We start from the raw sequence: 12,884 nt of genomic DNA, 5'->3' as shown, positions 1-12,884 counted from the left end.
TTAGTGAACTATTAATCCAAGTACATTTTCTGCTATAGATAAAACTTCATTAAAATAAAAGGGTTTAGTAATATATTTATCGCATAAAACGTCATGCCCTCTATTTTTATCTTCTGCTTGTCCTTTTGCAGTTAGAAGTACTATATAAATATCAGTCAGCTTTAATTCCTTTTTTACTATATTGCATACCTCATAGCCATCTAATGTAGGCATCATAATGTCTAGAAATACCAAATTAGGCCTCTCATTTATGATTATATTTAGAGCTTTTTTTCCATCTTCCTCCATAAGTATTTCTACCCCTTGTTCTTTAAACTCTTCAAGTATTTCCTCCAGTAATAACCTATTATTAACTTCATCATCTACTATTAGTATTTTTTTCATTTAATTTTCACTACCTTTATCAATGATATAATTTAAAGAAGTAAGTAAAACTATGCCTTACATATCAATTATTCTTTTAAAGTCCTTAACATAGTGTCTACTTACTGGCACTTCATCTTTGCGGTCTTCTATTTTCAATACAAAAGTACTATTAAACCAGGGGACTATTTTATAAATTTTGTCTAAATTAACTAAATAACTTTTATGGCTTCGGAAAAAATTATGATAATTCAATTTATTTCCTAATTGATTTAAAGTATACTGCGTAGTAAATTTATCATCCATGGTTAATACAAGCACCTCTTTATTTATAACCGTGCAATATAATATATCTTTTGGATGAACAAGATATATGCATTCTTCCTTCCAAAGTGGTAGCTTCTTCATGCCCGAAATTGCTTGCTTTTCTGGAAGTATATTATTATAGCTACAAGATGGTATATTTTCATCGCAATTATACCTTTCATTTATTTTATCCATAGTAATTTGTAGCCTTTTCTCTGAAAATGGTTTCAAAACATAATCGATAGCATTAATTTCAAAAGCTTTTACAGCATACTTATCAAATACTGTTGCAAACACAATATTCACTGAAAAATCCATCTTACTTATCTCCTCAGCTAAAGTAAACCCGTCAATCTCTGGAATTTCGATATCTAGAAAAACAATTTCAGGTTTAGATTTTCTAATAAATTCTAAAGCTATTAAGGGATCATAATACTTACCTATAATTTCTATCTCACTGTTTTTGCTCAAAATAAAACTTAGTTCGTCCAAAGACAATTTTTCATCATCAACTAAAACTACTCTTAACATATTACCCCACCTATATTAAAATTTTACAATTTACTCGTATTTTATATTCTCTATCGGTATATATAAATTTATGTAGGTTCCAATATCTAATTTACTAATTATCTCTAACTTAGCATCATATAAATCACTATATTGAGAATTAAAAGTTGAGATAGAACCACATTTTTCATTATTAAATATCTGCCGTATTTGCTCTTTCTCCATTCCAACACCATCATCCTTTATTCTTATTACTATTTTTTCACTATCTCGCTTAATAATAAAGGTTATAGTTCCTCCAAAACTTTTTTTTAAAATTCCATGGGTAATGGCATTATCTATTAAATTGTACAACGAATTTTTAGGAATCAGAAAATTCACATCTTCCTGAATATCATACACAATATTTAACCTATCACCAAATCTAACCTTCTGAATATACAAATAAGATTTTATACACTCAATTTCCTCATACAAAAAAACAATTCCATCTGTTACATTAAAATTGAATCTTAAATAACTACTAAGTTCTAAAACAACTTTTCTAGCCTCTTCAGAATTTCCCCTGCAGAGTGATAGTATGCTGTTTAGAGTATTAAAAAGAAAATGTTGATTTATATATGGTACCACTTGCTTACTTTGTTCCCTAACTTTAATATTATTTAATGTCATTAACTTATTTTCTTTAAGTGCTGTCAAAGTTTCTTCTCCTTCTAACCATCTATGCTACATATTATTTTCATCATAAGTTACATTTATTTTATGTCTAGTAAATATATCGTTACATTTTCTATATACCTTAGTAAAAAAGGAAAAAAGTATATATTACGCATACTGCAATACGATTAGTGCAATCACTTCGCTAAGAATTACTATACGTAATATATACTTTTTTTACATAAATAAGATGAAATATTTATGTTATTTTTGTAAATTGTAGCTTATATTAAAATAATATTGCATAAATTTATAATCTTTACCCATTAACCACTGGACATTTTCGGATTATTAACCTACTATTAATTAAGAGAATTCAATTAGGCAACAAGAAAATATAGAGGAGGTTTTTAATTATGGCAGCTGCACATTCGTTTGACATAGTATCAGATGTAGATATGCAAGAAGTAGACAATGCAATAAACCAAGCATTAAAGGAAATCAAACAAAGGTATGATTTTAAAAACACTATTACTGAAATTAAGGTAGTAAAAGAAGATATTAAAATAATATCTGATGATGACTATAAATTGAAATCAGTTATAGAAGTTCTTGTAAGTAAATTAATTAAAAGAGGTATATCTGGAAAAGCATTAGACCTTGGAAAGCAAGATGAAGCTACTTTAGGCTCTGCAAGACAAACTGCTAAAATTGTAAAGGGTATTTCTACGGAAAAGGCAAAAAAAATAATTGCGGAAATTAAAGCTACTAAAATTAAGGTTCAAGCGCAAATTATGGATAATCAATTAAGGATTACTGGTAAGGACCTAGACGATTTGCAACAAGTAATGGCACTTATAAAATCAAAAGATTTTGGAATTGCACTTCAGTTTACTAATTATAGATAGTTACAAATTTAAAGGTTAGTGCCATTGGTGCTAGCCTTTTTTTATTTTCTTCTTTTTTATTTCTCAAATTATTTTATACTCCTAATATTTTACACTAATTACAGTGCATTATAATTATTGTATTTTTATAAAAAATTATGTATAATGTAGAAGGTATTATAAAACTGTTTAAAATGACAGACTATTATAGGTTTTTTGCATAATACGTAAAAGTTTATTAATTTTAATTATTATTATTAAATATTTTCATAAACCTATTGACGTTTTATGTTAGTTTTGCTATAATTTAAATATAAATAAGTCGAAAGATGTTTGAGGAGGAAATTATATGAAATCAACAGGTATTGTAAGAAAAGTGGACGAACTTGGAAGAATTGTTATTCCTATAGAATTGAGAAGAACTTTGGATATAGATATCAAAGATGCTTTAGAAATTTATGTAGATGGTGAGCAAATTATTCTTAAAAAATATGAACCAGCTTGTATTTTCTGTCAAAATGCAAGAGACGTTGTAAACTACAAAGGCAAAAACATTTGTAAAGACTGTCTTGCTGAATTAGGTTCAGGTAAATAATTTAAGATAATTTTTTATTAGATATTTCATAGCTTATTTATAAACTATGAAATATCTATAATTTATTGAATGAACTATAAAAGCCAAAAGAAATATCCTATCTTAGGAATATCTCTTTTGGCTTTTATTTTTTATTTTTTATGTTTTTAGCCTAAACACACTAGAACACTTTGAGCAAGTTGCAATAATCTTACCCTTTCCCTTTGGTAGTCTTAATTTTTGTTGGCATTTAGGGCAACTAGTTATTATATACTTTCTTCTTTGTTTTAATGATTCCATAGGTTTGTATTTCTTAATTTTATTACTAATTAATTCCATATCATTTTTAATTTTTTTGTTGATTAATTCCATATTTTTTTTAATATTAATTAATTTAATGTTTTTTTTCAAATTATCCATGTTATGATGGACCCCTCTTTTCGTATTTTCAAAAACAAATTTTGTATTATTTCTACCCCGTACCCTAGATGATTTGCTTCTCCAAATAGAGTAAATAATAATTGCTATTCCTAAAATCATTGCATATCTAGTTACAAACAAAAATATTCCTACCGTTAAGGATATTTTTGAAAATCTATCCCAGCCATAAACTTCTCTAGAAAACTTAACAGACATTTATACGATTCCTCCTATTATTCTCTGAAGTACATACCAATTTACAATTTTTATAACCCTTGTTATTCTTATAATACAATTCTAGCACTTTAACCCTTAAATCATTATTAATTTTCTGTAAAAATTATCAGAAAATAATTCATAATATTGTATGGATGTTTTTTTTTCAAGAAAATTCAAGAAATAATTGTTAATAACATCATTTTATGGAGTTTTTATTGACCGAATAATTCTACGGGTATATAATTATTCGTGTTACGAAATAATTATATGCCCTATGAGTGAAAATAATTGTTGTTTTTTATTCTAGAAAAATTAGGAGAGGATTAATATGAATGAAAATTATGATGAAAATATAATAAAAATCGAATTTTTATTAAGAAAAATTTGTTTTGGTATAAAAAAAAGAGGGAGAGTCATACTTAACGACTATAAAATTACACCTCCTCAATTTGATGCCCTTCAATGTTTAATAAACAATGGAGGATTAAGCATAAGTGACCTTAGCACAAAACTTTTTCAAGCTCCTAGTACTATTACTGATTTAGTTGATAGAATGGAAAATAGTCATCTTGTAGAAAGATCAAGGGATGTATTCGACAGAAGAGTAGTTAAAGTTAATGTTTTGCAAAAGGGTTACAATATTATCAATAAAGTGTTAAATAAAAGATGTGAATTTGTAAATGAAGCATTAAAATTAATAGATTCTGATGATAAAATAGAGTTCATAAAACATTTAGACATTGTATATAATTCTTCCTTTTGTTCTTTTGAAAATAAATAGTTTACTAGTAAATAAATTGTTGAAATATATTGCATTTTTTTAAATTCGCATATTCTAAATCCCAAATTTTATACTTTTTGTCGAATTTATATATCATTTTTTGCTTTTACTGTTTGTCATATTAAATTTTTAAAAAACGTATTGACTATTTGTGTTAATCATGTTACTCTATAAATAAGAAATAAGTCGAAACACAACAATGATGTAACTACAAACGATAAAACTTATTTCGATATAAATCTACAAAGATTAAAATTCCCCAAAACAAAAGATAAAAAGGAAACTGTTTACTTTATAAATATTTAACAATGATGGTGATTATTTGTACTAATATTGATGCTAACAAACAGAGAACAATTATCGTATTCACGGTTGTAAATATCTTATATTAATGTAGATATATTTGTAGCAATTATGAGTAATTTCTTTCCTTTTCTTTATCCCCCCCCCCCCAATATACACATTATATAATTTTGATTAATTATATAAAAAAACTTGAGCAGATGCTCAAGTTTTTTTGCTTTATTCCCAAAATTCACAAATTTCTTTTTTTGCAACAGTGTTATTAGTTATTTTAAGATAACACTCCCATTGCTTTGGAAATAGTTTTCTATACCTTTGATGAAGGAATCTATCATCTATTAAAAGCACAATGCCTCTATCTTCCTCTGTTCTAATTACCCTTCCCGCTGCTTGTAATACTTTATTCATACCTGGGTACATATAAGCATATTCATAACCACAATTACTTTTATTATCATAGTACTCCGCAATGATTTCTCTTTCAAAGCAAATCATCGGAAGTCCAACACCGATTATTATTACACCAATTAATCTATCACCTTTCAAATCAATACCTTCAGAAAAGATACCACCTAAAACTCCAAATCCTAAAACATTTTTAGAATCACTATCACTAAAATTTTGTAGAAAAGCTTCTCTGGCATCTTCAGTCATAAAATTACTTTGAATCCTTATATTAATATGCGGATATTTTTCAGCAAACAAATTACTCACCGCATCCATATACTTATATGATGGAAAAAACGCCAAGTAATTTCCACTCTTAGCACTTACCACAGCATAAATGTATTCTACTATTTTTGAGTAACTATTTTCTCTATATTTATATTTAGTAGAAATATCCCTAGCTATCATTAATTTAAGTTTATTTTTATTGAAGGGAGAATCTAAAGTTAAATGATAATCTTCACTTTCTCCACCCAAAATTTCTTTAAAATATAATAGTGGTAGCAGAGTTGCAGAGAAATAAACCACAGACCTACCTCTTTTAGATGCCTCTCTTAAAAGTTTAGATGGATCCAAACAAAACATCTTTAATACCACATCATCCTCCGTGCATTCCACATATGTTATGTATTTATCATCATAAAGTTCAGCTATTCGAATAAAACTCAAAGAATTAAAATACAATTCTAAAAAATTGTCATACACCTTAGATTTTTCATTTTTTGTAAGCCATACTTCTAATATTTTAGTAAGATTGTTAAGGAGGTTGTATATACCTGCCGGCTCAGCATTTTGCTTATAATATCCCTCTTCATTACACATTTTCTTCATACTTAGCATAAAAGCATTTAGCTTATTCAAAGCTTTATACAAACTACCATCTGCACCTTTTATTTCTCTTTTCAATGCTAAAAGTGGTTCTTTATGAAACTGCGCCGAAAACATTTCGCGAGCTCTGTCCACTAAATTATGAGCCTCATCAACCAAAATAGTATAATCTCCATTGTTGTCCATAAAGAATCTCTTTAGGTAAACTCTAGGGTCAAAAACATAATTATAATCACATATAACACAATCAGACCATAGTGTTAAATCCAATGAAAATTCAAAGGGACAAACGTTATACTTAATTGAATAGTTCTCAATTATTTCTCTGCTATATGTATCTTCATTCTTTAAAATATCAATTATAGCCTCATTAACCCTATCGAAATGTCCTTTTGCAAATTTACATTGGTCAGGATTACAAGCGCTACCTTTACTAAAGCATATTTTATCCTTGGCAGTTATTATAATGGTTTTAAATTTAAGTCCATGCTCTTTCATCTTATGGAAGGCAACCTCAGCAACCTGTCTTGTTATAGTTTTAGCTGTTAAGTAAAAAATTTTTGAAGTACATCCTTCACCCATGGCTTTCACAGCTGGAAACAAGGTAGATATTGTTTTACCTACCCCAGTGGGTGCTTGAAGGAACATTTTCTTACCTTCTAATACTGTTCTATACACAGAAACAGCTAGTTCTCTTTGACCAGCTCTATAATTATCAAAAGGAAATTTCAAATCTTTTATAGTATTATCTCTTTTTTCATTCCAATCACTGGTTATGTTTGCCCATATAAAATAACTAGAAATAATTTCATTAAAGAAATCCTGTAGCTCTTCAATAGAAAGGATCTTTAAGAATCTTCTGATCTTTTCATTATCAATTTGATAATAAGTTAATTGCACGTTAATAAATTTCAGATTATTTTGCATTCCATATATATATGCATAACACTTTGCTTGAGCCCAGTGAAGACTATTATAATCCTCATGGAGCAAATCTAAATCTTTAGTAACTGTTTTAATCTCATCTATGGTGACGACCTTATCTTTTATTAGAATACCATCAGCACGCCCGTCAATTACGATGTTACCTCCATCATATGATACTATATGTTTTAAACTAACTTCGGACAAATATTCTTCTCCAAGGAGAACAGAATATTTTTCTCTGTTTTCCTTTTGAATTTTCTGATGTGCTTTAGTACCCTCAACAGCTCTACTGCTACCCATAAACCTGGTATCTAAATCCCCAGATCTTAGTACAAATTCCACTAAATTACGCACAGATATTTTTATTTCTTTATTTTTACCCATAATTTTACCTTCTTAGCAATTTTAACTTCTTTATAATTTAAACTTTTTAATAATTTCAACTATTTTTCTGCGCCTCTATTTCCTCATCTAATTCATTTAAATATGTCCATCTTGTAATGTACTGTTCCAGTTCTCTTGCTACATCCTTTTGTTGCTTAACTAGTTTCTCTAAATATTCAAAATCACTACTGCCACCATTGATTTTTTTACTAACCTCTTCCAGTTCTGCTTCTTTTTCCTCAATTCTGCCATCAATTTCTTCGAATTCCTTTTGCTCTTTAAATGTAAACTTTAATGGCTTATCTTTTTTAGAATCGTAGCTTTTCTTTTCCTTATCTTCATCTTTTTTGTCCACTTTAATTACACTCTCATTGACTTCAAGTAAGTTTGAATTTTTTTCTATATATTCTTGATACTCTGAGTAATTTCCTACAAATTGGATTATTTTTTCATTTCCTTCAAAACTGAATATTTTTTCTGCAACTCTATCTAAAAAATATCTATCATGGGATACAGTTATAACCACTCCAGCGAATCCATCTAAATAATCTTCTAGTACTGCCAAGGTCTGAATATCGAAGTCATTGGTAGGCTCATCTAGAAACAAAACATTTGGAGCTTCCATAAGAATTCTTGATAAGTATAATCTTCTCTTTTCTCCACCTGACAATTTAGAAATAAAAGAATACTGGGTGGTTCCATCAAATAAAAATCTCTCAAGCATTTGAGAAGCTGTAATCTTTTCTCCATCCCCTGTAGATATATATTCTGCTGCTTCACGAATATAATCAATGGCCCTCATATTTTCATCCATAGCACCATTCTCTTGATGAAAATAGCCAATTTTAACAGTTTCGCCCCATTCTATAAGTCCGCTATCTTGTTTTATCATTCCACTTAAAATATTCATAAGTGTAGACTTTCCTATACCATTAGGTCCTATAATGCCCACTTTATCTCTCTTGGTAAATATGTGACTAAAATCTGCGATTAACTTATTCTCACCATAGGCTTTATAAATGCTCTCTACATTAATAATCTTTTTACCAAGCCTAGTTGATGCTGAAGATAATTCTAACTTATCATTTGAAAGATCTATTTTGGCATCTTGAAGATCCTCAAAACGATCTATTCTAGCCTTTTGCTTTGTAGTTCTAGCTTTTGCCCCACGTCTTATCCATGCTAGTTCCTTTTTAAATAAACCTTGTCTTTTTCTCTCTAGCGCATCCATTAAAGCCATTCTTTCAACTTTCTTTTCTAGAAAAACACTATAATTCCCCTGATAACTATATAAGACCCCCCTATCAAGTTCTAAAATCTTATTTGTTATCCTATCTAAGAAATATCTATCATGGGTAATCATAAGTAGTGCGCCTTTTCTATTATTCAAATAATTCTCTAACCAATCTATTATTTTATTGTCCATATGGTTTGTAGGCTCATCTAAGATCAATAAATCAGAAGGAGTAATTAGTGCACTACATAGGGCAACTCGCTTCCTTTGTCCTCCGGAAAGGTTCCCTATACGCTCCTTAAAATTAGTTATGCCAAGCTTTGTTAATATAATTTTAGCTTCATTTTGAACTTGCCATCCATTACAGGCATCCATTTTATTGTTGTAGTTCATCAATGATTTTTGAAGTGTTTCATCTTCTGGATTTTTTTGTAATTTTTCTATAGCAGCTTCATATTCTCTTATAACCTTCATTACATCAGTATCACTTTTAAAAATCTGTTCTAGCACTGTAGCTTCTGAATCAAATTCAGGATCTTGCGGTAAATATTCTATATTGACCATACTGCCCTTTAAAATTCTTCCGGTATCCGGAACTTCAAGTCCAGCTATTATTTTTAAAAAAGTAGATTTTCCAGTACCATTAACTCCGATTAATCCAATTTTATCACCATCACTTATGCCAAGTGATGCTTTATTAATGAGTATTCTCTCACTATAACTTTTACTCACTTCTTCTACTGTTAATAAATTCATATATGTACCACCCTTTTCATGTTATAACATTATACTTTAATTATACCCAAATAAACACCCTAGTGATAGTGTAAATTTGCAGAAGGCAAATTCTTCACTATTACTGGGGTCTATTATTTATATTAAGCTCTAATCCATACTTTCATTATAATGAATAACAACAAAGTCATGAATATTGCAGCTACAAGCATTATAGGCATCAATATCTGAAATTGTGCTATCATAATGGCTACAATATCCTTCCAGCCTACACCATCATCATATTTAACTTTTTTACATAACAAATCGCCAGCTACTATCCCTTTGAATTCTCTTTCCGTTTTCATAGCAATCTCCCTCCTCTAATTTTGCATCCCAAATAAATTTACCTTATAATAAATACATGTTCTTAATATCTAAGTAAAACCTACATCAAATGGCATGCTACAAAATGTTCCCCACCTACATCTTTATACTGGGGACACTCACTTTTGCACCTTTCCATAACATAAGGGCAGCGGGTATGAAATTTGCAGCCTGGCGGTGGATTTGCAGGACTTGGTATATCACCTTGCAGTATAATTCTCTCTCTCTTAAGTGTCGGATCTGGCATTGGTACAGCTGACAGCAAAGCCTTCGTATATGGATGAAGAGGATTATTGTATAGTTCATTTTTTAATGCAAGTTCCACCAATGATCCTAGATACATAACCCCTATTCTATGACTTATATGTTTAACTACACTTAAGTCATGTGAAATAAACAAATATGAAAAGCCCATTTGTTCTTGAAGATCACACATTAAGTTTACTATTTGAGATTGAATAGACACATCAAGAGCTGACACAGGCTCATCTGCAACTATAAATTCAGGATTTAATATAAGAGCTCTTGCTATTCCTATTCTCTGCCTTTGTCCACCTGAAAATTCATGAGGATATCTTCTTATATGATAAGGGGCAAGTCCACAAATCTCTAGCACTTCTTGCACTCTACCAGCAATTTCACTTTTAGGTAATAACCCATGGTCTAAAAGCGCTTCCCCAACTATTTGCCCTACAGTAAGCCTTGGATTAAGTGAACTATATGGGTCTTGAAAAATTATTTGCATCTTAGGCCGTATATTTCTCAAATTTTTTTTAGAAAGTTCAAATACATTTTTATCTTTAAAATATACATTTCCTTCTGTTTTGTTTAAAAGCCTTAAAATAGTTCTACCAACTGTAGTCTTACCACAGCCAGATTCACCAACTAGTCCCAAAGTTTCTCCTTTTTTTATATATAAAGATACGCCATCTACAGCTTTAACATACCCTACGGTCTTTTGAAGTATTCCACCCCTAATAGGAAAATATGTTTTTAAATTTTCTACTCTCACTATTGAATCGCTCACTTATTTCCCTCCCTCATATAAAAAACAAGCTACCTTATGCCCTGGTCTTATCTCTTTAATGGGTGGTTGCTGCACCCTGCAAATATCCATAGCATTAGGGCACCTGGCGCAAAAATAACATTCTTCTGGCATATTAATTGGGTTTGGAACTTGTCCCGGTATTGAGTATAATCTATCTACATCTTTATCTAATGACGGTTTTGATTTCATTAAGCCTTCAGTATATGGATGCATAGGATTTTTAAATAATTCAATTACAGGTGCTTCCTCAACAACCTTACCAGCATACATAACTACTACATATTCTGCCATTTCGGCGATTACACCAAGATCATGAGTGATAAGCATTATTGAGGTGTTAAGCTTTTTCTTTAAATCCTTCATAATATCAAGTATCTGTGCTTGAATGGTTACATCCAAGGCAGTTGTTGGCTCATCTGCTATTAAAAGCTTTGGATTACAAGACACTGCCATTGCAATCATAGCCCTTTGACGCATGCCCCCACTAAGCTCATGAGGATAGCACTTCACAATGTCTTCTGATCTTGGCACCCCAACTAGCTTTAACACTTCTACCGCCTTTTTTTTAGTTTGAATTTTATTTAACTTTTGATGAAGTTGAATTACTTCTTCTATTTGGTACCCTATAGTAAATATTGGGTTTAAAGAGGTCATAGGTTCTTGAAATATTACGGCTATTTCATTGCCCCTAATTTTTCTCATTTCATCATCTTTAAGTTCTAATATCTTTTTGTCTTCAAATAGAATTTCTCCGCCAACTATTTTTCCTGGCGGTGACGGAATAAGTCTCATTATTGACATTGCTGTAACACTTTTACCACAACCCGATTCCCCAACCACACCTATTATTTCACCTTCCCTAATATTAAAACTAACATCATCAACTGCTTTTACAATGCCATCTTCTGTATAAAAATAGGTTTTTAAATTCTTTATTTCAACTAAATTCTTACTCATATAGCATGCCCCCTAAACCTTTAGTTTTGGATCAATGGCATCCCTAAGTCCATCTCCAAATAAATTTATACCCATTACGGTTAAAAATATACATATACCAGGAGGTGCCCAGACCCAAGGTTGAAATTGCAATATATATGCATCATTAACTGACTGAATCATTTGACCCCAAGATGGTGTTGGTGGAGTAACTCCAAGTCCTAGAAAACTCAATGCCGACTCCGTTAGTATTGCACCACCTATACCTAAAGTAGCTGAAACTATAATAGAGGAAAAAGTATTTGGTAGTAAATGACTAAATATTTTTCTTTTGTCCCTAAGACCTAATGCTTCCGCCGCCTGCATAAATTCTTGTTCTCTAAGAGATAATATTTGCCCACGAACAATACGACAAAGCCCTGGCCATCCAAGTATGCCTATAATAAACATAACCACGTACATCCTATACTGTGGTGGAACTTGTAAATCTGACATTACCGCTGCAAGCATTATAAGTAGTGGTAAGCTTGGAAAACATAAAAATATATCAACTATCCTCATTATTATGCTATCCACCATTCCACCATAAAAGCCTGCTATGCCCCCTAGTATGCTTCCAATTAGTACTTCAACAAGTACGGCAAGCACTCCTACTGAAAGAGATATTCTGCCACCATACATAACTCTTACTAAAACATCTCTCCCCACATCATCAGTACCCAAAATATGTTTAAAAGATGGAGATGCTGATACATTAAATAAATCTATGGTATCCATTTTATAATGTGATATGATTGGACCAAACACCGCCATAAGTATCATAAAAAGCAGTATATACATTCCAAACATAGCTAGTTTATTCTTCTTTAATCTTTTTCTTATTATCTTCCAAGGGCTCAAAATTTCTTCTTTTTTAGCATCCTTCCCTTTTGGTTTTACTTCTAATTGCATTTTGATAC

At 30.3% G+C, this 12,884-nt stretch carries 13 protein-coding genes; 3 read left to right on the top strand and 10 right to left on the bottom strand.

The annotated features are described in order from the left end of the window. The 3 genes from KPL51_RS10170 to KPL51_RS10160 are packed head-to-tail and all read right to left on the bottom strand — an operon-like array spanning position 1 to position 1,878. Positions 1–384, bottom strand: coding sequence for a response regulator (locus KPL51_RS10170; RefSeq protein WP_216160457.1), 384 nt, complete (start codon positions 382–384; stop codon positions 1–3). 57 nt (positions 385–441) lie between these two features. Continuing rightward, on the bottom strand, positions 442–1,200 hold the full coding sequence (locus KPL51_RS10165) for a LytR/AlgR family response regulator transcription factor (protein WP_216160454.1): 759 nt from the start codon (positions 1,198–1,200) through the stop codon (positions 442–444). A 30-nt stretch (positions 1,201–1,230) separates the two neighbouring features. Further along, on the bottom strand, positions 1,231–1,878 hold the full coding sequence (locus tag KPL51_RS10160) for a sensor histidine kinase (protein WP_216160450.1): 648 nt from the start codon (positions 1,876–1,878) through the stop codon (positions 1,231–1,233). 374 nt (positions 1,879–2,252) lie between these two features. On the opposite strand from KPL51_RS10160, the gene KPL51_RS10155 reads away from it, so the two are divergent. Together KPL51_RS10155 and KPL51_RS10150 are read left to right on the top strand one after the other, a co-directional pair. Further along, positions 2,253–2,744: a YajQ family cyclic di-GMP-binding protein gene (locus KPL51_RS10155; RefSeq protein ID WP_216160447.1), complete on the top strand. Its 492-nt coding sequence runs from the start codon at positions 2,253–2,255 to the stop codon at positions 2,742–2,744. Positions 2,745–3,072: 328 nt separating this feature from the next. After that, positions 3,073–3,318 carry an AbrB/MazE/SpoVT family DNA-binding domain-containing protein gene (locus KPL51_RS10150; RefSeq protein WP_125004371.1) on the top strand — a complete coding sequence of 82 codons (246 nt, stop codon included), beginning with the start codon at positions 3,073–3,075 and terminating at the stop codon, positions 3,316–3,318. A gap of 138 nt (positions 3,319–3,456) precedes the next feature. On the opposite strand, the gene KPL51_RS10145 is transcribed toward KPL51_RS10150, so the two are convergent. Beyond that, positions 3,457–3,933: a zinc ribbon domain-containing protein gene (locus KPL51_RS10145; RefSeq protein WP_216160444.1), complete on the bottom strand. Its 477-nt coding sequence runs from the start codon at positions 3,931–3,933 to the stop codon at positions 3,457–3,459. A gap of 331 nt (positions 3,934–4,264) precedes the next feature. On the opposite strand from KPL51_RS10145, the gene KPL51_RS10140 reads away from it, so the two are divergent. Continuing rightward, positions 4,265–4,717: a MarR family winged helix-turn-helix transcriptional regulator gene (locus tag KPL51_RS10140; RefSeq protein ID WP_216160441.1), complete on the top strand. Its 453-nt coding sequence runs from the start codon at positions 4,265–4,267 to the stop codon at positions 4,715–4,717. 522 nt (positions 4,718–5,239) lie between these two features. Here the strand turns inward: KPL51_RS10140 and KPL51_RS10135 are convergent. The 6 genes from KPL51_RS10135 to opp4C all read right to left on the bottom strand — a co-directional run bounded on the left by KPL51_RS10135 (position 5,240) and on the right by opp4C (position 12,876). Continuing rightward, complete coding sequence (locus KPL51_RS10135; RefSeq protein ID WP_216160438.1) at positions 5,240–7,606, bottom strand: ATP-dependent DNA helicase; 2,367 nt, start codon at positions 7,604–7,606, stop codon at positions 5,240–5,242. A 55-nt stretch (positions 7,607–7,661) separates the two neighbouring features. Further along, positions 7,662–9,596 (bottom strand): ABC-F family ATP-binding cassette domain-containing protein, encoded by a 1,935-nt coding sequence (locus KPL51_RS10130; RefSeq protein WP_216160435.1) that lies wholly within the window; start codon positions 9,594–9,596, stop codon positions 7,662–7,664. Between the two features lie 122 nt (positions 9,597–9,718). After that, a complete protein-coding gene (locus KPL51_RS10125) occupies positions 9,719–9,922 on the bottom strand; it encodes a hypothetical protein (RefSeq protein ID WP_216160432.1) in 204 nt (67 codons plus the stop codon). Between the two features lie 80 nt (positions 9,923–10,002). Continuing rightward, entirely contained in the window at positions 10,003–10,968 is a 966-nt protein-coding gene (locus KPL51_RS10120) for an ABC transporter ATP-binding protein (RefSeq protein WP_216160428.1), read from the bottom strand. Further along, positions 10,969–11,946: an ABC transporter ATP-binding protein gene (locus tag KPL51_RS10115; protein WP_216160424.1), complete on the bottom strand. Its 978-nt coding sequence runs from the start codon at positions 11,944–11,946 to the stop codon at positions 10,969–10,971. Between the two features lie 12 nt (positions 11,947–11,958). Further along, positions 11,959–12,876 carry an oligopeptide ABC transporter permease gene (gene opp4C / locus KPL51_RS10110; RefSeq protein WP_216160421.1) on the bottom strand — a complete coding sequence of 306 codons (918 nt, stop codon included), beginning with the start codon at positions 12,874–12,876 and terminating at the stop codon, positions 11,959–11,961. Positions 12,877–12,884: the final 8 nt, after the last annotated feature.

Origin of the sequence: Clostridium bowmanii (genome assembly GCF_018861315.1) — a bacterium.
Taxonomy (GTDB): Bacteria; Bacillota; Clostridia; order Clostridiales; family Clostridiaceae; genus Clostridium_AD; species Clostridium_AD bowmanii.
The sequence above is the reverse complement of the archived record's forward strand: the minus strand, read 5'-3'. Positions and strand labels throughout refer to the sequence as shown.